At 68.9% G+C, this 20,498-nt stretch carries 21 protein-coding genes; 8 read left to right on the forward strand and 13 right to left on the reverse strand.

Features of this window, described 5'->3' with window-relative positions:
- Positions 1 to 41: 41 nt before the first annotated feature.
- Positions 42 to 2,984, reverse strand: coding sequence for a DUF4132 domain-containing protein (locus A4F85_RS02240; protein ID WP_063325526.1), 2,943 nt, complete (start codon positions 2,982 to 2,984; stop codon positions 42 to 44).
- 392 nt (positions 2,985 to 3,376) lie between these two features.
- Here A4F85_RS02240 and A4F85_RS02245 point away from each other — a divergent pair, with 392 nt between their 5' ends.
- Positions 3,377 to 4,093 carry an alanyl-tRNA editing protein gene (locus A4F85_RS02245; RefSeq protein ID WP_063325527.1) on the forward strand — a complete coding sequence of 239 codons (717 nt, stop codon included), beginning with the start codon at positions 3,377 to 3,379 and terminating at the stop codon, positions 4,091 to 4,093.
- A 28-nt stretch (positions 4,094 to 4,121) separates the two neighbouring features.
- On the opposite strand, the gene A4F85_RS02250 is transcribed toward A4F85_RS02245, so the two are convergent.
- Positions 4,122 to 4,412, reverse strand: a complete 291-nt coding sequence (locus A4F85_RS02250) for a hypothetical protein (RefSeq protein ID WP_043821386.1) — start codon at positions 4,410 to 4,412, stop codon at positions 4,122 to 4,124.
- Positions 4,413 to 4,740: 328 nt separating this feature from the next.
- Here A4F85_RS02250 and azu point away from each other — a divergent pair, with 328 nt between their 5' ends.
- On the forward strand, positions 4,741 to 5,199 hold the full coding sequence (gene azu / locus A4F85_RS02255) for an azurin (RefSeq protein WP_012206029.1): 459 nt from the start codon (positions 4,741 to 4,743) through the stop codon (positions 5,197 to 5,199).
- Positions 5,200 to 5,334: 135 nt separating this feature from the next.
- Here azu and A4F85_RS02260 read toward each other — a convergent pair whose 3' ends face one another.
- The 3 genes from A4F85_RS02260 to A4F85_RS02270 form a co-directional block, all read right to left on the reverse strand.
- Complete coding sequence (locus tag A4F85_RS02260; RefSeq protein WP_063325935.1) at positions 5,335 to 5,844, reverse strand: hypothetical protein; 510 nt, start codon at positions 5,842 to 5,844, stop codon at positions 5,335 to 5,337.
- Positions 5,831 to 7,168, reverse strand: coding sequence for a hemolysin family protein (locus A4F85_RS02265; RefSeq protein WP_034394633.1), 1,338 nt, complete (start codon positions 7,166 to 7,168; stop codon positions 5,831 to 5,833). The genes A4F85_RS02260 and A4F85_RS02265 overlap by 14 nt, the downstream gene beginning before the upstream one ends.
- A gap of 180 nt (positions 7,169 to 7,348) precedes the next feature.
- Positions 7,349 to 7,711 carry a hypothetical protein gene (locus A4F85_RS02270; RefSeq protein ID WP_063325528.1) on the reverse strand — a complete coding sequence of 121 codons (363 nt, stop codon included), beginning with the start codon at positions 7,709 to 7,711 and terminating at the stop codon, positions 7,349 to 7,351.
- 133 nt (positions 7,712 to 7,844) lie between these two features.
- Here A4F85_RS02270 and A4F85_RS02275 point away from each other — a divergent pair, with 133 nt between their 5' ends.
- The 3 genes from A4F85_RS02275 to A4F85_RS02285 all read left to right on the forward strand — a co-directional run bounded on the left by A4F85_RS02275 (position 7,845) and on the right by A4F85_RS02285 (position 10,222).
- Positions 7,845 to 8,351, forward strand: a complete 507-nt coding sequence (locus tag A4F85_RS02275) for a hypothetical protein (protein WP_012206033.1) — start codon at positions 7,845 to 7,847, stop codon at positions 8,349 to 8,351.
- A 227-nt stretch (positions 8,352 to 8,578) separates the two neighbouring features.
- Positions 8,579 to 9,187 (forward strand): cysteine hydrolase family protein, encoded by a 609-nt coding sequence (locus A4F85_RS02280; protein ID WP_082848094.1) that lies wholly within the window; start codon positions 8,579 to 8,581, stop codon positions 9,185 to 9,187.
- A gap of 147 nt (positions 9,188 to 9,334) precedes the next feature.
- Positions 9,335 to 10,222, forward strand: coding sequence for a class I SAM-dependent methyltransferase (locus A4F85_RS02285; protein ID WP_063325530.1), 888 nt, complete (start codon positions 9,335 to 9,337; stop codon positions 10,220 to 10,222).
- 67 nt (positions 10,223 to 10,289) lie between these two features.
- Here A4F85_RS02285 and A4F85_RS02290 read toward each other — a convergent pair whose 3' ends face one another.
- The 8 genes from A4F85_RS02290 to A4F85_RS02325 all read right to left on the reverse strand — a co-directional run bounded on the left by A4F85_RS02290 (position 10,290) and on the right by A4F85_RS02325 (position 17,264).
- Positions 10,290 to 10,937: a nitroreductase family protein gene (locus A4F85_RS02290; protein ID WP_063325531.1), complete on the reverse strand. Its 648-nt coding sequence runs from the start codon at positions 10,935 to 10,937 to the stop codon at positions 10,290 to 10,292.
- A complete protein-coding gene (gene fur, locus A4F85_RS02295) occupies positions 10,934 to 11,437 on the reverse strand; it encodes a ferric iron uptake transcriptional regulator (protein WP_012206037.1) in 504 nt (167 codons plus the stop codon). Before fur ends, A4F85_RS02290 begins: the two co-directional genes overlap by 4 nt.
- On the reverse strand, positions 11,434 to 12,039 hold the full coding sequence (locus A4F85_RS02300; RefSeq protein ID WP_063325936.1) for a DUF2325 domain-containing protein: 606 nt from the start codon (positions 12,037 to 12,039) through the stop codon (positions 11,434 to 11,436). The genes fur and A4F85_RS02300 overlap by 4 nt, the downstream gene beginning before the upstream one ends.
- A gap of 303 nt (positions 12,040 to 12,342) precedes the next feature.
- Positions 12,343 to 13,374, reverse strand: a complete 1,032-nt coding sequence (locus tag A4F85_RS02305) for a c-type cytochrome (RefSeq protein ID WP_063325532.1) — start codon at positions 13,372 to 13,374, stop codon at positions 12,343 to 12,345.
- A gap of 17 nt (positions 13,375 to 13,391) precedes the next feature.
- The gene (locus tag A4F85_RS02310) at positions 13,392 to 14,153 is read right to left on the reverse strand and encodes a c-type cytochrome (RefSeq protein WP_063325533.1); all 762 of its coding nucleotides are present in this window, start codon (positions 14,151 to 14,153) and stop codon (positions 13,392 to 13,394) included.
- Between the two features lie 168 nt (positions 14,154 to 14,321).
- On the reverse strand, positions 14,322 to 15,866 hold the full coding sequence (locus A4F85_RS02315) for an ATP-binding protein (protein ID WP_063325534.1): 1,545 nt from the start codon (positions 15,864 to 15,866) through the stop codon (positions 14,322 to 14,324).
- Positions 15,863 to 16,525, reverse strand: a complete 663-nt coding sequence (locus A4F85_RS02320) for a response regulator (protein ID WP_012206042.1) — start codon at positions 16,523 to 16,525, stop codon at positions 15,863 to 15,865. Before A4F85_RS02320 ends, A4F85_RS02315 begins: the two co-directional genes overlap by 4 nt.
- 151 nt (positions 16,526 to 16,676) lie before the next feature.
- Positions 16,677 to 17,264 (reverse strand): TetR/AcrR family transcriptional regulator, encoded by a 588-nt coding sequence (locus A4F85_RS02325; RefSeq protein WP_013802038.1) that lies wholly within the window; start codon positions 17,262 to 17,264, stop codon positions 16,677 to 16,679.
- Positions 17,265 to 17,408: 144 nt separating this feature from the next.
- Here A4F85_RS02325 and A4F85_RS02330 point away from each other — a divergent pair, with 144 nt between their 5' ends.
- The 3 genes from A4F85_RS02330 to dsbG all read left to right on the forward strand — a co-directional run bounded on the left by A4F85_RS02330 (position 17,409) and on the right by dsbG (position 20,495).
- On the forward strand, positions 17,409 to 18,608 hold the full coding sequence (locus tag A4F85_RS02330) for an MFS transporter (RefSeq protein WP_063325535.1): 1,200 nt from the start codon (positions 17,409 to 17,411) through the stop codon (positions 18,606 to 18,608).
- A gap of 85 nt (positions 18,609 to 18,693) precedes the next feature.
- The gene (locus tag A4F85_RS02335) at positions 18,694 to 19,692 is read left to right on the forward strand and encodes a TlpA family protein disulfide reductase (RefSeq protein ID WP_063325536.1); all 999 of its coding nucleotides are present in this window, start codon (positions 18,694 to 18,696) and stop codon (positions 19,690 to 19,692) included.
- The gene (dsbG, locus tag A4F85_RS02340) at positions 19,689 to 20,495 is read left to right on the forward strand and encodes a thiol:disulfide interchange protein DsbG (RefSeq protein ID WP_063325937.1); all 807 of its coding nucleotides are present in this window, start codon (positions 19,689 to 19,691) and stop codon (positions 20,493 to 20,495) included. The genes A4F85_RS02335 and dsbG overlap by 4 nt, the downstream gene beginning before the upstream one ends.
- Positions 20,496 to 20,498: the final 3 nt, after the last annotated feature.

Raw genomic sequence — 20,498 nt, forward strand, 5'->3', positions numbered from 1 at the left:
CGGGCGGCCAACGTTTCAAGGGAGCAAAGGTTCACAAAGGCTCAAACAGCCGCCTTGGCCGCCAGGGCCAGCCACTGGCCTTGCAGCGTGGCCAGCAGCGGCTTGGGCAGCCGCGCCGGGTCGGCGCTGGCCCCGTACTCCTTGCTCAGGTCGTGCACGCGCAGGCCTTCCACGGCCACGGGCAGGCCCAGGTCCAGGTAGGGCGGGAAATAGCCGTGCGACAGCTCCAGGCTCAGCTCCAGCGCGGGCAGGCGCCACACATGCTCGTTGATGCTGGGGCCATCGCCCACGGGGCCGGGCCGGTAGCCGAATTTCTTGAGCAGGCCGCCAAGCTGCTCCTGCGCCAGCGTGATCGGCGCGGGCGGCAGCAGCATGCCGTTCTTGAACTGGCCTGGCGCGGGCTGCTCGGCGCAGGCCCCCAGCTGGTCGACCAGGGGCTCCAGCTCATAGTCGGCCATGTAGGCCTGCCAGGCTTCGCGCTCGCCGGGCTGGGCCGTGGCCGGGTGCCAGAGGCTGATGCTGCAGCCAGCCGGCAGGGCCACGGTTTCATCCTCCACATCGACCAGCGAGAAGTCCTCGGCCAGGCGGAAGCTGGTGCGCGCCAGGCCCGGCGCATCCTCTGCGCGCCAGATCAGGCTGCGCCCCACGATGCGCAGCAGCGGGTGGGCCACGAACAGCCGCTGCCAGCGATCCAGCGGCCAGCGCTTGCCGCTGACCAGGGCCGCCAGCATGCGCGGCGACTGCTGCTTGACCACGGTCTTGAGGCTGGTGGTCAGGGTCTTGAGCTGCGCGGTGGCGGCCTCCCATTCGGGCTTGAGCGCCTCGTCCTTGACCGCAGGAATGGTCTTGCTGGCCTTGTTTTTGTCGTTGATGACGCGCAGGCTCAGATCGCCCTGCAGCTCCACGCGGTAGCTCTGCGGCCCGACCGTGACCGTCAGGCCCTGGCCCAGGCCGAAGTCCGGCGTCAGCTCGTCGAAGAGTTCGGGCACGCTCATCTTGCGGCGCGCGGCGGCGGCACGCAGGGCGATGCGCGCCGTGCGCTGCACCTGGTCCTTGAGCGAGCGCGATTCGGAGATCTCCTGCACGCGCAGCAGAGCGTAGAGGCTGTCCACCTCGCCCAGATGCTCCACGGCGGCGGCCGCGCGCTGCAGGCGCGGGCGGTTCCAGGCCTGGACGGCGGCCACCAGCGCATCGACCACGCGGTCATCGGCATGGCCGGGCAGCAGCCTGAGCGCCCAGCGCTGCTTGGGCTCGCCCTCGGAAGCAATCCATTGCTGCACCAGGGCCAGCGCCAGGCGGGCACGGTTGTCGGCCGGAATGCGCGCCAGCAGCTCGCCGGCCAGCGGCGGCAGGCCGCCTTCGGCAATGGCGGACACATGCAGCAGCACGCGGGCCGCGTGTTCGGACAGCGGCGCGCACAGCGCCAGCAGCTCGGGCGTATCGAAGGGCTTGATGGCCGCGCTCAGGCGCTTGATGGAAGCGATCTGGGCTTCCAGATCCACGCCGCCAGCGGCAGACGCTGGCGATGCGGCATCTGCCTGGCTTTCTTCCGATGTCGAGGCGCCCTGCCCTGTCAGGCCCAACTGCTGCAGCCGCTGCTGCACGCTGCTGGCCGAGGCCGCATCCAGCTTGCCGCCGGCCAGCAACTGCGCCAGCAAGGGACCGACAGCGGGGTCGGGGTGGGCCAGCAGCACGTCGCGGCAGGTCAGCAGCAGGTTCTTGGGCGGTTTGTTCAGCCAGCCGGCATCCACCAAGCTGGCCAGCGGAATATGGGCGGCCAGGCCGGCCATGGCGGCGCGCAGGCCCTTGGCGCTGCTGCCGGTGATGATGGCGGTCAGCGCAGGCAGCGCGGCCTTCAGGCTGGCGGTGTCGAGCACGGGCAGCACATTGACCAGATCCTTGACAGGCACCTCGGCCAGATCGGCCGGGCGGCGGGTCACCAGTTCGCGGATCACGCTGCGGTAGCGGCGCAGCTCGTCCTCGCGGTCGCAGCGCTGGGCCATGGCGGGCAGCAGCAGGGGCAGCAAGGCGGCATCGTCGTGCTTCATGACATGCATGGCCAGCGCCAGGCTGATCTGGTAGCGGCCGTTCTCGCGCAGCTGCTTGGCAAAGGGCGCGGGATCCTCGGCCACCAGGCGGTCCAGCAATTGCAATGCACTCGTCCGCTCGGCACGCTGGGAGTAGGTCAATTGGCCGAGCAGCAGCGCGGCCAGTTCCTCTCGCCGGGGCGCGCCGGCACTGGCCCAGCGCTGCCCGATCAGGTCGGGATCATCTATGTAGGATTTGTCGAAGAGCTGGGGATGCTCGGCAAAGAAAGGCAGCCAGTCCTTCCAGCCCTGGCCCTTGGGCTGCCTGGGCTGGCGCTCGTTGCGGTAGTGGTCCAGCACATCGTCGAACAGCTTGCCGCCCACGGCGGCGTAGCGCAGCAGGTCGGCATCGTTCAGCTGGGCGACCAGGGGCTTCCAGGCCGCGTGGTACTCATGGTTGCGGCGGAACCCGGCCTCCTCGCGCAGCGCCAGCGCCCAGTCCAGCGTGGACGTCACCTCGTCATAGGGCATGCCGGGATAGCTGAGCCAGGGCAGCAGGCTGCCGAGCACCAAGCCTATGCCCTTGTACACAGGCAGGTCGGCGCTGCGGGCGTGGGCCAGCCATTGCTCGGCCAGCACGCGCACTTCGGCAGCCACATGTGCATTGGTCAGCTCCTCGCTGCGGCCCGACAGCACATGGCCGCGCGGCACGGTGAGCCGCGCAAAGGCCAGCCAGCGATCGCCGTCACGCGACCAGGGTGCGTCGCTGCCGCTCAGATGCCCCAGGATGTTGAGACAACGCTCCTCGCAGCCGCGCAGGAAGGTGCGTACCTCGTCGGCCCGCCCGTCATGCAGGCGGGCGTCGAGTTCGGCGGCAAAGGCCTCGTCGCTGAGGCTTTCATGCAGCTGGTCATAGAGATCGCTCAGGGAAGCCGCGTGAAGATCGGTAGTGCTCATAAAGATGAGGAGATGAACAATGTGGGCAGCCGCAAACCAGGGCCTGCCGGGATGGAGACGGGGGTGGAGCCTGCACCGGACGGAAGCATAAGTTCTTGATCCATCCGGACAGTCCCTCGGAAAACTCACAGATTCATGCCCTGCGTATGTCGTCAGCTTTGGAAAAATCTGTAGCGCCATCCGCAACGGCCACGCCATTGTTCCCCGGCACGCACGCGGTGCGGGCGCCGATCTTGTCAGGTCGCGGGCACCGCCACTTGACAGGCTGTCAAGCAGGCGACTGCCACCGCTGCGGGCCATGGACTGTACTGGGGACTTTTCGCCCAGGCGTACTGCCCGGCCCTGCCATGCCGCCGATACCATGGACCGCGACATGACCCCAGAGACACCCCATGCCCCTGTCCCAGACGCACAAGCTCTTTGACGACGACGCCTACCTGGACCGCTGCGAAGCCACCGTGACGGCCGTCAGCCCCGAAGGCATCGAGCTCGATGCCACGGTCTGCTATGCCCGCAGCGGCGGCCAGGCCGGCGACACCGGCACGCTGACCCTGGCCGACGGACGCAGCCTGGCGCTGATCGACACCGTCTATGCCGATGACCGGCAGCGCATCCTGCATGTGCTGCAGACCGATGCCCCGCCCCAGGTGGGTGAACGTGTCCAGGTGGTGATTGACTGGGCCAGGCGCCACCGGCTGATGCGCCTGCACACCTGCCTGCACCTGCTGGGCGTGCTGGTGCCTGTGCCCGTGACGGGCTGCAGCATCTCGCCGGACTCGGCACGCCTGGATTTCGACCTGCCCGAGTCCACGCTGGACAAGGCCGATCTGACGGAGCGCCTGAACGCCCTGATCGCCGCCAGCCATGCCGTGAACGTGGACCGCATCACGCCCGAGCAACTGGCTGCACAGCCCGACCTGGTGCGCACCGCAGGCGCCGCGCCCCCAGGCGGCACCTCCACGATCCGCATCATCGACATCCCTGGCCTGGACCGCCAGCCCTGCGGCGGCACGCATGTGCGCAGCACGGCCGAGATAGGCACGGTGGCCGTCACCAAGATCGAGAAGAAAAGCCGCACCAACCGGCGCGTGGTGGTGCAGTTCGCCTGACACCCCCCAGACCTGTTGATGCCAGGCCTCAGGACATCCAGGACCTGGGCGCCACAGGCCCGCTCGCCTCAGGGGGCCCATCGCCTCCCTGCGCCAGCCCCTCGCCCTGGCTACCGGACTTTCGCACCAGTTGCAGGATCTGGTCGAGCTGGTCATGCTCGACGGCGATCGAGTGCAATCTGAACAGCACATAGGGAATGAGGACGCTGGCGCAGGCCATGGCCGCCAGCGCCGCCTGTTGATGGGAGCTGTCGACGAAGAACGCCGTCAGCAGAAAGATGGCGCCGATGATCGAGCCTATGAAAACAAGCAATCTCATACATTCCCTCTATTTTCGGCAATCGTACCCAAATGTGACTGACGTGAGTAGAGGCATGCGAGCTGTGGGGTTGCCCGTCGCCAAAAGACCACGGGCGGCAAAACCGTTTTCCTGCGGCAGCCCGAATGCATGCCCTGCATGCGCGACGCCATACCGCATGCTCCAAGCGCAAGTCTTCGAACTCTTTTGACTTGATTCAAATCAACCTGCCGCCCCCGATCCTGTCTATGCTTGGGGCAGCCATACAAGGCATCCATGGCGACAGACCGTCTGCCGGTCCATGGCCCTCGGATGCCAGCCACCTCACCCGCTTTTCAAGGAGAAAACAATGGCAAAGCAATGGAAGCCCGTCCTCTTGGCCCTCGCAATGACTGCCGTCGCCGCGCCTGTGCTGGCCGCCGACTGCGCCGTCGAGATCGAAGGCAATGACGCCATGCAGTTCAACAAGCCCACCATCAGCGTGCCCGCCAGCTGCAAGCAGTTCACGGTCAAGCTCAAGCACGTGGGCAAGCTGCCCAAGACGGCCATGGGCCACAACTGGGTGCTGAGCAAGACGGCCGACCTGCAGCCCGTGGCCAATGACGGCATCGCCGCTGGCGCGGCCAAGGACTTCGTGAAGGAAAAGGATGCCCGCGTGATCGCCCACACCAAGGTGATCGGCGGCGGCGAGAGCGATTCCGTCACCTTCTCCACCGCCGCCCTGAAGGCCGGCGAGGCCTACAGCTACTTTTGCTCCTTCCCCGGCCACTCCGCGCTGATGAAGGGCACGCTGACGCTGGCCAAGTAAGCCGGCGATCTGCCTTGGCGCGGGGCCTTGTGCCCCGCGTTCTACCCGGCGGCACTTCGGTGCCGCTTTTCATTTGCGGGGCCAGGCAAGCCGCACTTGCCTGGCCTGCCGATCCCCTCCGCTCTGCGTGGCCTCTCAGTGCCTGCTGGTGGTCCTGCCGTGCGGGCGGCCCTGCATTTCCACGCAACCCTTTTGCATCAGGCGCAGCAGCAGCTGGGTCCAGCTGGCGTCGGCCCATTTGGCGCTTTCCAGCACCAGGGAGCGCGCGGCCTGCAGGCCGTCGCCGGGCTGCAGCTCCACGCGGAAACTGCCGCGTTCGCGCTGGGCCGTGACGGCCACCACGCTGCCCAGCAGCGCGATGTCATGCGAAGGCCTGGGGCCCTGCGGGCCGTCCAGGTCCACGCGCAGCACGCAGCCGGGGCGCAGTTCGTAGGTCCATCGATGGTCGGCATGGCCGGCCGCGCCCATGGCGTTCATTTCGGCAAGCCGCTGCTCCTGGGTCATGTCGTAGGGGCTGATGATGGGCGCCTGCTGCTGCGGATAGCCCTGCACGCCGTCCAGGCAGGCGGCCATGAAGACCACGGCGCCTGCGCATGCCAGCAGTTTCCATGCGCCGCGCGGGCCCCGGCGTTCAGCGCGCGGCATGGGCCGCACCGCCGTCTTCGCCACCCGGTACCTGCAGCGACACGTCCACGCGCATGGCCAGCACCTTGTCGATGGCCTTGCCGTCCATGTCCACCACCTCGAAGCGCCAGCCTTCCCATTGCACGGTGTCGGTGACACGCGGCAGCCGGCCCGTAAGCAGCATGACCATGCCGGCCAGCGTGTGGTAGCGGCCGCGCTCTTCCTCGGGCACGGTGGCCAGCTCCAGCCGGTCCTTGAGTTCGGGCACGGGGATGTGGCCGTCCAGCAGCCAGCTGCCGTCCTCGCGCTGCAGCGCCCAGGAGTTGCGCGGATCGCGGGGCTGGAATTCGCCCGTGATGGCCTCCACCAGGTCCTGCAGGGTGACGATGCCCTGGACTTCGCCGTACTCGTCGATCACAAAGGCCATGTGCACGTCGGACAGGCGAAAGCTCTCCAGCAGTTCCATGCCGGTGATGGTCTCGGGCACATAGAGCGCGGTCTGCATGGGCTGGTCGGTCAGGCCCTGCTCCTTGCCCTGCAGCGCGCGCGACAGCCACTGGCGCGCGTTGAGCACGCCGATGATGGAGTCCATGCCGCCGCGCACCACGGGAAAGCGCGCGTGGTCGGACTGCTCGATCACGCGCAGGTTGTCCTCGAACGGCGCATCCGCATCCAGGCAGACCACGTCGCTGCGCGGCACCATGAGCGAGCCGATCTGGCGGTCATCAAGGCGGAACACGTTGCGCACCATGGTGTGCTCGTGCGATTCGATGACGCCGGCCGTCGTGCCTTCGGCCAGCATGGCGTGGATCTCTTCCTCGGTGACGGCGCTGCCGCTGTTTTCCTTGACGCCCAGCAGGCGCAGCAGCGCATGGGTGGACACGGACAGCAGCACCACGAAGGGCTTGGTCAGATGGGCCAGCCAGTTGACTGGGCGTGCGATCAGGCGCGCAAAGGTCTCTGGGTAGGTCTGGCCGATGCGCTTGGGCACCAGCTCGCCGACGACGATGGAGAAATAGGTGATCAGCACCACCACCAGCGCCGTGGCCGTGTAGCCGCCATAGGGCGCGGGCACGCCCATGCGCTGCAGCCACTCGGCCAGGGGGGCGGCCAGCGCGGCCTCGCCGACGATGCCGTTGAGCACGCCGATGGAGGTGATGCCGATCTGGATGGTGGACAGAAAGCGCGTGGGGTCGGCCCCCAGCTGCGCGGCGGCGGCGGCGCCGGCATCGCCCTCGTCAATGAGTTTTTGCAGGCGCGCCTTGCGCGCCGTCACCAGCGCGATCTCGGACATGGCGAAGACGCCATTGAGCAGGATCAGCGCAAAAAGTATGGCAATTTCCATGATGCGTGTTGTGGGAACCGGGAGCCGCAGTTGCGGCAGAAAGGGCCCATGCGGCGATGGGTCCGGGAAGAAGGAAAGCCAGGGGCCAGCCCGGCAGCCGGGCATTCAGGACAGGGTCCCGAAGCGGCAGAGGCACCGCAGGCGCAGGGCACTGCAGGTCAGAAAAACGGCAATGGGGGATCAGGCTGCCCGGGGAGGCCGATCGGGCGGGGCCAGGCTGCGCCAAGGGCCTTCGCGCAGGCTGGCGGTGATGTGGCGCCCGGCCTGCAGGCGGGGTGCCGGCATGCCGTCCACGGCGTGCACGACATCGGGGAGGTCCTGCTGATCGTCCATCAGCGCGTGGTCGAAGTCATCGAGCAGGGAGACCGTGTCCACCCGCGGCGCCGCCGCGCGCTCCGGGCCGGCGCAGGCGGCGCGCGGGTGGACACCGGGCGGCTCGCATGGCTCGTGCGGCAAGGCGCGCAATGGCGCAAGCCCCAGCGTGGACAAGGCCACGCTGACGACGAAGTGCAGGGAGAAAACCGCGATGAACCATCTGGACATGGTCCTCGGATTCTATCCATGCCCGTGAACCGCAGACAGGCAGGCCGCCTGTCCACCGCTGTTCGCCGCTTCCTACAAGCGGCGCGCCGCAGCCGTGGAAACATGCGCCACGGCCCACTTCCCGCCCTCTGCCATGAAAGCCATCCATACCCTTTTCACCGTGTTGCACGCCCTCATCGCGCTGCTGTTTTCGCTGGCCGCCGTGGCCCTGCTCTGGATCGCGGGCCTGAAGGGCTGGAACGCCATGGCGCATGGCGTGGATGGCGAATCGGGCCTGCGCATCGTCGAGGCGCTGGGCATCCTGGCCTCCGGCGTGGTTGCGCTGCAGATCGCCCAGACCATCACCGAAGAGGAAGTCATCCGCGAGGCCCACATCAGCGGCCCCACGCGCGTGCGCCGCTTTCTCTCGCGCTTTCTGGTGGTGCTGGTCGTCGCGCTGGCCGTCGAAGCACTGGTCGCCGCCTTCAAGACGCAGGAAGAACCCGCCCACCTGCTCTACCCCGCCGCCCTGGTCAGCGCCGTGGGTGTCCTGCTGCTGGGCTGGGGCGCCTTCATCCACCTCAACCGCTCCGCCGAGGAGCTGGAGCCCGAGGCCATGGAAGAAGCCAAGGGCGAGGACCACAAGGTCAACAAGTCGTGAGGGCCAGGCCCGCGCACGCAAGGGTTGACAGGCCGCATCGCCGGCCTCAGGATGCGCGGATGGTTTTTGCCACGCACCGCCTCACGACCACCACCACGACCGCCAACGGCGGACCGTGGACGGATACCTGAGCGCCGCAAGGCAGCCACCATCCCCCATGGCCCCGCCCACGATGGACGGGGCCTTTGCGTTTCTCCGTGCATCCAGGGCATCACCGGAGAGACTTCATGCAGATTCCCCCTTCCGCCGCGTCCGCCCCTTCCGCCCCATCCGCCGCTTCCTCCCCCTCCTCGACGGCCGCACCGGACGGCCCACGGCGTGCCCTGCTCGTCATCGACATGCAGCAAGGTCTTTTCAACGGCAGCGATGCGCCGTTCGACAAGGACCGCGTACTGGCGAACACCCGACAACTGATCGCCCGCGCCCGTGAAGCCGGCGCGCCCATCTTCGCTGCGCGCCACACCGGCCCTGCAGGCTCGCCGATCGCCCCGGGCAGCCCGCTCACGCAGCTGCTGCCGCAGCTGGGCATCGATGCGCAGCGGGACCGCGTCTTCGACAAGACACGGCCCAGCTGCTTCGAGGGCACCGGCCTGGCCACCTGGCTTGCCGAAGCCGGCATTGCCGAACTGGTCATCGCCGGCATGAAGACCGAGTTCTGCGTGGACACCACCTGCCGTGCCGCAGCCGGCCTGGGCTTTCGCCCGGTGCTGGTGGCGGATGCCCATACCACCACCGATTCGCCGCTGCTGCAGGCCGAGCTCATCATCGGCCACCACAACCGCACGCTGGGCGGCGCCTTTGCGCAACTGGTGCAGACTGCGGACTGCCGGTTCTGAACGGACTTCGCGCATGATGGCCCTGGAAACGTCGCGGGTCGTGCCGTGGCAGCCTTGCATCAAGCCAATATGAATGATTCCCGTTAACTGGTTCATGACGTGCGCAGGCCTGGCATGCTGGCCTGCAGCGCACCACAGGAGCGAGCAATGCCCGAACCTCTTGCACCGTCGGCCGGCCCGGCTTTCACCGATGCGCCGCCCTCCATGCCCCGGCAGGAAAAACTGTCCGACGTCAGCGAGACGCTGCGCATTCCGCTGACCGCCCGCGCCCTGGGCGACCGGCTGTTTCCCGGCATGGCCGTCAGCGATGCCCATGCCTTGGACACCCTGACCCAACTGGGCGACGACGGCAGCCGCTGGCTTCAGGACAGGCAGAGCATCTACGGCGTGCTGGCGCGCACGCACTGCTTTCGCGCGCTGGCGCAGGACTTTCTCCGGCGCCAGCCGCAGGGCCATGTGGTGAACCTGGGCTGCGGCCTCAGCGACTATTTCCAATGGCTGGACAACGGGCAGATGCGCATGACGGATGCGGACCTGGGGCCGGTCGTTGCACTGCGCGGGCAGTTGCTGCCCAGGCAATCGGAGCGCCAGGAGATCCGCGAATTCGACCTGGCCGACGCCGACTGGTGGCAGCGGCTGGGACTGCCGGCCGACAGGTCAGGGCCTGCCGTCTTCATGATGGCCGAAGGCGTTTCCATGTACCTGCAAAAAGAGCAGATACAGGCGCTGTGGACCACGTTTGCGCAATGCAGCCCGCCGGGTTCGGAACTGGTGTTCGACGCCATGTGCTGGCTGGCCGCCGGGCGCGCAAGCCAGCACCCCTCTGTCCGGCTCACCCAGGCCCAGTTCCATTGGGGCCTGCGCCGCGAGGCCGATCTGGCGCAAGCCCATCCGCGCCTGCAGCTGGTGGCCGCGCACCAGGTGATGGAAGGCTACGGCCCGCCCTACTCGCTGGTGGGGCCGGCATTCCGCTGGACCTTTGGCGTGCACTTCTATGCCATCTACCAGCTGAAGTCGGTCGAGACGGCGGCTTAGGCCGATTGCGCAGCCGCAACGAAAGATGCCCGGTCAAGCCGGGCATCCTTGTTTCAGGGAACCAGGATCAGCCTTCGTCGGCCGCGCTGGAGGACAGGGCCAGGACCCGGCCTTGCATCAGGTCTTGCCCGGGCTGCCATTCGCGCACAAAGCGGTTGCGCGGCGGCCGCAGGGCTTCGCGGCCGGCCGAGACGGGCGTGCCCACATACAGCAGGCCGACGAGCCGGTCATGGGGCTCGAATCCCAGGGCCTCGCGCACGCGCGCATCGTGGCTGTTGGCACCGCTGGCCCAGAAGCCGCCAAAGCCCAGGATGTGCAGGGCGTTGAGCATGTTCATGGCGGCAGCGCCCCCGGCCAGCAGCTGCTCGCTTTCAGGCACCTTGTGTTCGGGCTGCAGGTGCACGCCCAGCGCGATGATCAGCGGGGCCGACAGGGCCTTGGCGCGGAATCGCTCGGCGTCGGCCTGCGGGTCGCGCGCCTTGGCGGCCTGCACGAACACCTCGCCCAGCGCATGGCGCGCATCGCCCTGCACCAGCACGAAGCGCCAGGGGCGCAGCTGGCCGTGGTCGGGGGCGCGCAAGGCCGCGTCGATGACGGTGTCGATCACGCCAGGGCCGGGCGCCGGCTCCTGCAGCGGCCAGCGCGACTGGCGCGACATCAGCAGGTCCAGCGCGGCGCGCTGCTCGGGGGTCAGGGATCTGTCGTTGGTGCTCATTCGTTGTCCTGCAGCGCAGGCTGCCTTGCCTGCACGGGCTGTGCCGGTGATTCGGGTGGCAGCTGCGAGCACGCGCCGCAATGGCCGTACAGGGCCAGGCGGTGGTCGGCCAGGCGGTAGCCGTGGGCCTGGGCCACCTGGTGCTGCAGCGCCTCGATGTGGTCGTTGCTGAATTCATCCACGCGTCCGCACTGCAGGCAGATCAGGTGGTCATGGTGCGGCCCCTCATTGAGCTCGAACACCGCCTTGCCGCTTTCAAAGGTCTGGCGCAGCAGCAGGCCTGCGGCCTCCAGCTGCGACAGCACGCGGTAGACGGTGGCCAGGCCCACCTCGGCACGCCGCTCGGCCAGCAGGCGGAACACATCCTCGGCATGCAGGTGGCGCGATGCGCTCTGCCTGAAGATTTCCAGCACCTGCATGCGCGGCAGCGTGGCCTTCAGGCCGACACTGCGCAGTTCGGGTTCGCCACCCGGGCTCAGGGGCATCTTGCTGCGTGTCATGCGGTGGTGTCTCCGTGTGTCAGTGTCATGGCGGGGTTGTCGCCGCCTTCGGCACCCCGGTGTATGCGGACGATGCGCAGCGCATCGGGCTGCTCCACCAGCACGCAGGTCTTGCCCGTGCGCTGGCAATGGTCCTGTACGCGCCAGTACTCGCCGTGGCTCAGGCAGCCGGTCTGGCAGATCACCAGATCGGCCTCGCGCAGGCTGGCCTCGAAGGCCTCGGCGTCCTGCTCGGGCTCCCGCGCAGGCATGGCGGGCTGTGCCACGGGCGCGGCCGTCTGGCGCTGCCAGCGTGCGCGCTCGCGCAACAGGTCCTGCACGCGCACCAGCAGCGACTCCACGCGCCGTGCCAATGTGACGCGGCGCGAGAGGCCGGGGATGGCCTTTTCCAGCGCCTCGCGCTCCTCGCGCGCCCACAGCAGCTGGGTTTCCTTGGCCATCAAGGCCGCGCGCTGGCGGATCACCAGCCTTTGCAGCCTCTCTATTTCCTGGGCTTGAAGGCACAGCAGCTCGCTGCTGCGCAACTGGGCGTGGCCGTAGCCACGCAGCAGCACCTGGTGCTCATGCGCCAGTTGCTGAATGTCGTCCAAGGTCTGGGTCATGGTTTCCTCGGCAAACCTGAGCATTGCGCGGTGGTCGCGCGAAGGCCTTTGCGCATGGCCCTGTGCGGCACGGGCCTGGCTTGCCGGCAAGGCGGTGTGCTGCGATGCAAGCCGGATGCGCTGGCAAATCAGTGAGAATGATTCTTATTAAATCATGAAATGCTGGCCGTCAAACCGATGACCGTACGCCGTCTGGTGCAAAGGCCGCACCGGCTCAGATGCGCTTGCAGGGCGGCCGTCAGCGCCCTGCCATGCACGGCAACGCAGGCCTGCGCCCGGCCTGCCGTTGCCTGTCCGACCTGCTCAAAGACCCTTGAGCAGCCGGCCGTTGACCTCGGTGCCGTACAGCGAGAACGGGGTGTCGTGGAACTGCTTGCGCGTGTCGGCCACGTTGCCGGTGAAGCGCGGGTCCTGGGGGCGCTCCATGCTGTTGATGTAGGTGGCCACGTCCCAGGCTTCCTGGTCGTCCAGCGTGGGGTTGCCGTAGGGCATGTTGCCCTTGATGAAGCTGGCGGCCTTGTCCACCTCATGCGTGCCCGCGCCCCAGTTGTAGGACTGCTTGCCCCACAGCGGCGGGAACACGGTCACGCCGCCCGCTTCCTGGCCCTGGCCCTGCGCGCCGTGGCACAGCGCGCACTTGGCCTCGTAGACCTTGGCGCCGCGCTCGAAGCTGGGCTCCTGCGCGGCCTTGCCCACCTTGGTGAAGCCCGCGCCCGGCAGCTTCTCGCCCGTGGGCGCCTTCTGTGCCATCCAGTAGGCATAGGCCTCCAGCGCCACGAGGATGTCGTGGCCGTCGTCGGGGGCCTTGCCGTTCATGCTGTACATGAAGCAGCCGCGCACGCGCTCGGCGAAGGTGTCCACGTGGTTGGTCTTCTTGCGGTAGGCCGGGTACAGCGGGTAGGCACCCCACATGGGTGCGGCGCCCTTGAGCCGGCCTGCGTCCAGGTGGCAGTTCACGCAGTTGAGGGTGTTGCCCGAAAAGCCCACGGCGTTGGCCGGCGTGCGCAGGAAGATGGCCTCGCCGCGGCGAATCCACTCACCCATGGGCGTGTCGGGGATGTCGCGGGCGCCGGGGGGTGTGAAGGCGCCGCCGTCGGCAGCCACTTTCACGGCCTGGGAGGTGACCTGGGCATTCGCATTTGCATCGGCCCTGGCTGCGGTGGCAGCCGCAGCGGGGACCGCGCCCACGCGGGCCGGCGCAGGTGGCATGTCTGGCTGGCTGATGTACATGCCATAGGCGAGCGCGCCCGCCAGGCCGGCGAACAGGCAGGCGACGACGACGTACTCGGCGGTATTGGAGTTTTGAGAGGCGCGGGTGGGTTGTGTGTCGGACATGTTCGGCTCCCGGTCCATCAGGGTTTGGCTGGCGCGGAGGCCGTGGCTGCGGTGCTGGTGCTGGAGCTGGCGCCATGCAGGCGGGCGTAGTAGGCCGCCACGGCCTGGATGTCCGCGGGCGTGAGCTTTTGCGCGACCTTGCCCATGAGGCCCAGCGGTCCGGCCTCGCGCTGGCCCTTGTTCCAGGCGGCGACCTGGCTTTGCATGTAGTCGGCCGTCAGGTGGCCGATGGCCGGGAAATCGGCGCCCACGCCCACGCCGCCCGGGCCGTGGCATTGGGCACAGGCGGGAATGCCGTCCGCCCAGCGTCCGCGCTCGACCAGCCAGGCGCCGTCATCGTCCTTGCCCTTGGGCAGGGGGCCGCGCACGGGCTGGATGGGCAGCGGCAGGCTGGCGTAATAGGCGGCCACATCGGCGCGGTCCTGGGCCGACAGGGCCTTGGCCATGGGCGCCATCACGGGGGCCTGGCGGCTGCCGTCGGCCAGGTGCTGGAGCTGGCGCGCCAGATAGCCGGCGTGCTGGCCGGCCAGGGCCGGAAAGCCCGCCATGCCCTCGCCCTTGGCGCCGTGGCAGGTGGCGCATGCCGCCGCACCCTGGGGCGTGCCCGACTGGGCGATTTTCTGGCCGGCTGCTGCACTGCCTTGCACCGCAGCTGTGGGCGCTGCTGCGGGCGCTGGTGCCTTGGGCGCGGCGTCTTGCGCCCAGGCGCTGCCCATCAGCATGCAGATGCCGATGGCGATGCACGACCGGGACAGGGTCTGTTTGTTCATGCGGATCATCGTGGGAAGAGGCATTTGCCCTGCCATGCGTCCGCGCCACGCACCCAGGAGCGCACGGCTGCAGCGGACAGGATCGAATAGGGATACCGGCCGCCGCCCCGCAAGGCGCAATGCCCGCAGGGCTGGCCAGCCAGGCCCGCACGATACGGAACCGAGATTAAGCCGGCGTTAATGGGCCGGCGCTAATGGGCCGGCGGCCGGGGCCTGCGGGCCCGGACCGTCCGCCAGCGGCAGGTAGAGGCGCGCGACCAGGCCGCTGGCCTGGCCTTCCTCGGGCCGCCACAGGCTGCGCGGCTGCAGCAGCAGGCAGCCGCCTGCGCATTCGGCGATGCGCTGCACGATGGGCAGTCCCAGGCCGCTGCCATGCTCCTGGGGACGCTTGCGCCAGAAGCGGCGCGTGGCCTCTTCGCATTCCTCGGCGCTGAGCCCCGGGCCGTGGTCGGCCACGGTGAACTCCACATAGCCTGTGCCCGGCTGCTGCGTCTTGCCCGGCATAGTGCCAATGGGGCGCACGGCCAGTTCCACGGGATGCTGCGGCGCATGGCGCAGGGCGTTTTCCAGCAGATTGCGCAGGGCCGAGACCAGCAGGGGCTCGGAGATGGCCAGAGGCCAGTCCTGCACGGGCTGGCCGTTGTCCAGCCATGTGCGCAGCGCGGGCGCTGGGGTCTGGGCGCTCACGGCATTCACAGCCAGTTGCCAGGCCTTGTCCAGCGCCTGCAGCGCATCGGCAGGCGCATCGCCGCAGGCCAGCACGGAGGCAGCGCCAGGTTCATGCTGCTCCAGCCGCGCCAGCAGCAGCAATTGCTCCAGCGTGTGCTGCAGGTGCTCCACGCCCTCGCCCGCCTGGGCCAGCGAATCGCGGGCCATGGAGCCGGGCGGCGCCGCCAGAAGGCCGGCAGGCATGCCGGGCGCCGCCAGCGCCATCTGCGCCACCTGCACATGGGTCTTGATGGCGGTGAGCGGCGTGCGCAGCTCATGGGCGGCGTCGTCGCTCCAGCGGCGCTCGCGGTCAATGGCGGCGCGCACGCGGTGCAGCAGCTGGTTGAGCGTGCCCACCAGCGGCGCCAGCTCGCGCGTCTGCAGGCCTTGGGCCACGGGCGAGTCGTCGCCGGGCGGGCGGCGCGCCAGTTCGCGCCGCAGGGCCTCCAGCGGCCTGAGGCCCTGGGTCACGGCCCACCACATCAGCCCCATGCTGGCCAGCAGCGCCAGCACGAAGGGCAGGACGATGGTGTAGGCAAAGCCGTGGATCAGGCCCTCGCGCACATCGATGCGGTCGGCCGTGGCGATGCGCACGCCGTGGTCCTCCAGCACATAGGTGCGCCAGGGCTTGCCGCCCTTGATGATGGTCGAGAAGCCCAGCGGCATGCTCTGCGGGAACACGGGACTGCCCTCGGTCTTGGCCAGCACCTGCGGCAGGGCCGATTCGGGCCGCACGGGCTGGACCTCGCCGCGCACCAGGCTGACCTCGCAGGCCACGCCGTCGCGCGCGATCACGTTGAGCATGGGGCTCCAGTCCTGCGGCAGCTCCCGGGCAGGCCGGAACTGGTGGACGATGCCTGCCACCATGCGCGCCGAGGCGATCAGCCGGTCATCCAGCACGGTGCGCAGCTCGTTGCGCATGTCCGAGAACATCCAGGCCGCCACCCCGCCCCACAGCGTGCACAGCGCCAGGCACAGACATGCCAGCAGGCGCACGCGCAGGCTGCGCATCATGGGTGCAGGCCCAGGCGATAGCCCTCGCCGCGCACCGTCTCCACCAGTTCATGGCCCAGCTTGCGGCGCAGGTGGTGCACATGCACGTTGACGGCATTGCTCTCCACGTCCTGGCTGTAGCCGTAGAGGCTGTCGCGCAGTTGCTCGGTGCTCAGGATGCGGCCCGGCGACTGCAGCAGCGCGCGCAGCAGCGACCACTCGCGGCGCGACAGCTCCACCGTGCGGCCCTGGCGCTGGATGTGGCCGGCAGCGGGGTTGATGCGCACCTCGCCCAGCTCGATCCAGTCCACGCTGCGGCCGGCCGCGCGGCGCAGCAGCGCATGCAGGCGCGCCGCCAGTTCGTGCAGGTCAAAGGGCTTGACCAGGTAATCGTCGGCGCCGGTCTGCAGGCCTTCGATGCGCTGTGACACGGCATCGCGCGCCGTCAGCACCAGCACGGGCACCTGCAGGCCCTGGCCGCGCCAGCGCGCCAGCAGCGAGAGGCCATCCTCGTCCGGCAGGCCCAGGTCCAGCACACAGGCATCGAAATGCGAGGAACGGATGGCCGCATCCGCCTGCCCGGCCGAGGCCACGGTATCCACGCCAAAGCCCTGCAGCTGCAGGCCGGCTCGCACGCCGCTGGCCACCAGCGCGTTGTCTTCCACCAAGAGAACATGCATGTTGTTGTCCGCAGGGCCTGGCGCCAGGCCCCGCCGTCTGTATCCAAGTCGGGAACGAAAAGCGACTGAGCATCGCAGATTTGTAGCGAGGTGTGCGCCAGCATGCCGAATCTCGCAGGCACGCGCACAAGAATGCGGCCAGGTGGCCCGCTCAGGGCCGGGCCAGCAGCCCGCCCAGCAGCAGGTCCAGCGCCGCCGCGCCGCGCTCCAGCCGCAGGTCGGCATCCTCGCCCTCGGCAATCCAGAAAGCCGCTTCGGCCAGGCTGCCGTAGATCAGCGATGCCAGCGCCTGCGGATCGGCCCGGGCCACGATGCCCTGCGCCATGAGGTCCGCAATCAGCGCCTGCATGGACGCAATGCAGTGGCGCTGCGATTGCGGCAGCGCACCGCCCAAAGCCGCGCGCGCATCGCGCAGCACGATGCGCTGGATTTCAGGCTCCAGCGCCATTTCCAGGTAGGCCTGGCAGCGACTGCGAAAGCCCTGCCAGGGATCCTGGGCATGGGCGGTGATGGCCTTCAGGCGTTCATCCACCTCGGCATCGATCTGCTCGACCACGGCCGCCAGCAGGCCCTGCTTGTCGCCGAAATGGTGGTACAGCGCGCCCCGCGTCAGGCCCACCTGCGCGGTGAGATCGTCCATGGAGGCATCGGCGTAGCCCTGCTCTCCAAAGGCCTTGCGGGCCGTGGCCAGCAGCGTGGCGCGGGTTTCTTCCATCTCGGCGCGGGTGCGGCGAACCATGGCCAATCTCCTTGCATACGGCGTGCATGATTATTTACATACACCGCGTATGTATATAGGATTCTATTCATACGCAGCGTATGTATTTTCTCTCTCCCGCGACGGCGGTGCAACACCCCCCACCTGTTTGAAGGGATCTGGACCATGAATTCGTCTTCCTCCACGCGGGCCGAACCCGCCGCGCGCCGCCCGTGGCTGGCCGTGTCCGCCGTGGGCCTGGCCACCTTTTCCGTGGTGACCACGGAAATGCTGCCGGTCGGCCTGCTCACATCCATTGCTGGCAGCCTGGGCACCTCCATGGGCAGGGCAGGCCTGATGCTCTCGCTGCCGGCGCTGCTGGCCGCGCTGTTCGCGCCGCTGGTGGTGATGGCGGCGGGCGGCATGGACCGGCGCCGCATCCTGTGCGGACTGCTGGCCCTGCTAGTGCTGGCCAACCTGGCCTCGGCGCTGGCGCCGTCGCTGATCTGGCTGCTGGCCGCGCGCGTCCTGGTGGGCTTTTGCATGGGCGGCATCTGGGCAATCGCGGGCGGGCTGGCGGCACGGCTGGTACCCCAGGCGTCGATGGGCCTGGCAACTTCCATCATCTTTGGCGGCGTGGCGGCGGCCTCGGTGCTGGGCGTGCCGCTGGGCGCGCTGATCGGCGATTTCGCGGGATGGCGCTGGGCCTTTGGTGGCATGGCAGGCTTCAGCGCACTGGTGCTGGCGCTGCACGTGGCCGTTCTACCCGCCCTGCCTGCCACAGGCTCGGCCAGCCTGCGCCAGTTCAGCCTTCAGCTGGCCAACCGCAGGCTGCAGGCCGGGCTGGCACTGACGCTGCTGCTGGTGGCCGGGCATTTCATGTCCTTCACCTTCGTGCGCCCGCTGCTGCTGACGATGTCGGGGTTCGATGCGCAATGGATGAGCGCGCTGCTGCTGGCTTACGGCATCGCGGGCATTGCGGGCAACTTCCTGGCGGGCATCATCGCGGCGCGCCGCACGGCGCCGAGTCTGGCAGCGATCGCCCTGGGCCTGCTGCTGGCGCCTGTGCTGTTCCTGTCCGTGGGCGAATCGCCAACCGGTGGCGGCGCCGTGCTGCTGGTCTGGGGCCTGGCCTACGGCGGCGTATCGGTGGGCCTGATGACCTGGATGATGCAGGCTGCGCCACGCGCCGTGGAAATTGCCACGGCGCTGTACGTTGGCGTCTTCAACATCGGTATTGCCCTGGGCTCATGGGCGGGCGGCCAACTGGTCGATGGCTGGGGGCTGCACGCCACGCTCTGGCTGTCTGGCGGCTTGGCCGCTGCGGCCTTGCTGCTGTCTGCGGCCATGGGATTGGCTGGGCGAAATGGACCGGTCGCAGCCTGATGGCCATGAGGCCGTTAACCCCCCGTTAATTCCCCGCTGCCAGCATCCACGACCTGTCAGCCTGCATGGCTGAAACTCCTTGCCCATGCATCTCCGGTCATCCCCTCTTCTTTCGTCCTTCCTGCCCTTGCTTGCCGGCCTGCTGCTGGCGCCTTCGCCTGTTCTTGCCGGAGCGGCAGAGCCTGGCGGGCCGTCAGCGCTATCGGCGCTGGGCGCCTGGCTGCACCTGCCTGCCAGCCTGGCGCTGGGGCCGCTGGTCCTGCCGATGGGCGTGGTGGTGGCCATGCTGGCCTGGCTGCTGGCGCAGTGGCTGGCGCGCAGGAACGAAAGGCGCACGGGCCAGGCCGTGGATGCGCTGCTGTGGCAAAGCACCCTGGCCGGCCTGCTGGCGGCGCGCCTGGCCTATGTCGCGCAGTGGTGGACCGAGGTCGCGCCGGCCCCCTGGGATTGGAGCGGGATGCCGGCCTTCGCAGGCCGCATCATCGATATCCGCGACGGGGGATGGAACCTCTGGGCCGGTCTGCTGGCCGCGCTGCTGTACATGCTGTGGCGCAGCCGCCGCTCCCCAGTGCTGCGCCGCGCCACAGGGCTGGCGCTGGGCGCGGGGGCGGCCCTGCTGGTGCTGGGCAGCCTGCTGCAGGCGCTGCCCTCCGCAGATGCACCGGCCCTGCCGGCCTTCACCCTGGTCAACGGGCAGGCGCAGCCGGTCTCGCTGCAACAGTTGCAGCAGGCCGATGGCAGGCCCATGGTGATCAACCTCTGGGCCACCTGGTGCCCGCCCTGCCGGCGCGAGATGCCGGTGCTGGCCCAGGCCCAGCAGCAGCGGCCCGATGTGCGCTTCATCTGGATCAACCAGGGCGAGTCAGCCGAGGCCGTGATGGGCTACCTGCGGCGCGAGCAGGCAGCAGCCCCGCTGCCGCTGGCCCAGGTGCTGTTCGACCCGCAGCAGCAGGCCGGTGGGCACTGGCGCCAGCGGGGCCTGCCTTCCACCTATTTCTATGGCGCCGACGGCCGGCTGTGCGGCATGCGCATGGGCGAGCTGTCGCGCGCCAGCCTGGCCCAGCATCTGAAGGAATGTTCATGAGCGCTTCCCCCTTGTTTCCCCTGCCTGCACTGGCAGGAGCCCTGGCCCTGTCGACAGCCTTGGCCCTGCCGGCCGCGGCGTCCGAGCTGCCATCGGAGGAGTTTCTGGCCCAGCAGGGACTGACCCTGGTGGGACCGCTGCCGGCCGTGGGCGGACTCAAGGCCTGGGCCGCCTACCGCGACCGCCAGCCCGTGCCCATCTACCGCATGCCTGACGGCAAGCACTGGGTGCTGGGCACGGTGATCGACGCCCAGGGCCGCGACGTGAACGCCCAGGCCCTGCAGGCCGCCGTGCAAAAGCCCATGGGCGAGCAGCTGTGGAGCGATGTGCAGCGCGCCCAGTCCATACCGGATGGCCGCGCCGACGCGCCGCGTACGGTCTATGTGTTCACCGACCCCAACTGCCCCTATTGCAACCAGCTGTGGAACGATGCCCGGCCCTGGGTGGAGAGCGGCCAGGTGCAGTTGCGCCACATTCTGGTGGGCATCCTCAAGCCCAGCAGCGAGGGCAAGGCCGCCGCCTTGCTGACCGCGCGCCAGCCCGAGCAGGCCCTGGCCGAGCACGCACGCGCCTATGCCAAGGCCGGCCGCGCCAGCGCAGAGGGCGCGGGCGCCACGCCGCTGGCCCCGGTGCCGCAGGCCACGCGGCAGGTGCTGGCCAACCATGCCTCGCTGATGTCCACCTGGGGCCTGCGTGCCACGCCGGCCCTGGTCTGGAAGGATGACAAGGGGCTGGTGCAGGTGCGCACCGGCCTGCCGCCGGGCCTGCTGGAAGAGGTCATGGGGCCGCGTGGCAGGAAATGACGA

This window comes from Delftia sp. GW456-R20, assembly GCF_001622915.1.
Taxonomy (GTDB): Bacteria; Pseudomonadota; Gammaproteobacteria; order Burkholderiales; family Burkholderiaceae_C; genus Comamonas; species Comamonas acidovorans.

What these genes read in the sequence shown, in the direction of transcription:
- A4F85_RS02240 (WP_063325526.1), bottom strand. Translation starts at nt 2,984, where the DNA reads ATGAGCACTACCGATCTTCACGCGGCTTCCCTGAGCGATCTCTATGAC.
- A4F85_RS02245 (WP_063325527.1), top strand. Translation starts at nt 3,377, where the DNA reads ATGCCCCTGTCCCAGACGCACAAGCTCTTTGACGACGACGCCTACCTG.
- A4F85_RS02250 (WP_043821386.1), bottom strand. Translation starts at nt 4,412, where the DNA reads ATGAGATTGCTTGTTTTCATAGGCTCGATCATCGGCGCCATCTTTCTG.
- azu (WP_012206029.1), top strand. Translation starts at nt 4,741, where the DNA reads ATGGCAAAGCAATGGAAGCCCGTCCTCTTGGCCCTCGCAATGACTGCC.
- A4F85_RS02260 (WP_063325935.1), bottom strand. Translation starts at nt 5,844, where the DNA reads ATGCCGCGCGCTGAACGCCGGGGCCCGCGCGGCGCATGGAAACTGCTG.
- A4F85_RS02265 (WP_034394633.1), bottom strand. Translation starts at nt 7,168, where the DNA reads ATGGAAATTGCCATACTTTTTGCGCTGATCCTGCTCAATGGCGTCTTC.
- A4F85_RS02270 (WP_063325528.1), bottom strand. Translation starts at nt 7,711, where the DNA reads ATGTCCAGATGGTTCATCGCGGTTTTCTCCCTGCACTTCGTCGTCAGC.
- A4F85_RS02275 (WP_012206033.1), top strand. Translation starts at nt 7,845, where the DNA reads ATGAAAGCCATCCATACCCTTTTCACCGTGTTGCACGCCCTCATCGCG.
- A4F85_RS02280 (WP_082848094.1), top strand. Translation starts at nt 8,579, where the DNA reads ATGCAGATTCCCCCTTCCGCCGCGTCCGCCCCTTCCGCCCCATCCGCC.
- A4F85_RS02285 (WP_063325530.1), top strand. Translation starts at nt 9,335, where the DNA reads ATGCCCGAACCTCTTGCACCGTCGGCCGGCCCGGCTTTCACCGATGCG.
- A4F85_RS02290 (WP_063325531.1), bottom strand. Translation starts at nt 10,937, where the DNA reads ATGAGCACCAACGACAGATCCCTGACCCCCGAGCAGCGCGCCGCGCTG.
- fur (WP_012206037.1), bottom strand. Translation starts at nt 11,437, where the DNA reads ATGACACGCAGCAAGATGCCCCTGAGCCCGGGTGGCGAACCCGAACTG.
- A4F85_RS02300 (WP_063325936.1), bottom strand. Translation starts at nt 12,039, where the DNA reads ATGACCCAGACCTTGGACGACATTCAGCAACTGGCGCATGAGCACCAG.
- A4F85_RS02305 (WP_063325532.1), bottom strand. Translation starts at nt 13,374, where the DNA reads ATGTCCGACACACAACCCACCCGCGCCTCTCAAAACTCCAATACCGCC.
- A4F85_RS02310 (WP_063325533.1), bottom strand. Translation starts at nt 14,153, where the DNA reads ATGATCCGCATGAACAAACAGACCCTGTCCCGGTCGTGCATCGCCATC.
- A4F85_RS02315 (WP_063325534.1), bottom strand. Translation starts at nt 15,866, where the DNA reads ATGATGCGCAGCCTGCGCGTGCGCCTGCTGGCATGTCTGTGCCTGGCG.
- A4F85_RS02320 (WP_012206042.1), bottom strand. Translation starts at nt 16,525, where the DNA reads ATGCATGTTCTCTTGGTGGAAGACAACGCGCTGGTGGCCAGCGGCGTG.
- A4F85_RS02325 (WP_013802038.1), bottom strand. Translation starts at nt 17,264, where the DNA reads ATGGTTCGCCGCACCCGCGCCGAGATGGAAGAAACCCGCGCCACGCTG.
- A4F85_RS02330 (WP_063325535.1), top strand. Translation starts at nt 17,409, where the DNA reads ATGAATTCGTCTTCCTCCACGCGGGCCGAACCCGCCGCGCGCCGCCCG.
- A4F85_RS02335 (WP_063325536.1), top strand. Translation starts at nt 18,694, where the DNA reads ATGCATCTCCGGTCATCCCCTCTTCTTTCGTCCTTCCTGCCCTTGCTT.
- dsbG (WP_063325937.1), top strand. Translation starts at nt 19,689, where the DNA reads ATGAGCGCTTCCCCCTTGTTTCCCCTGCCTGCACTGGCAGGAGCCCTG.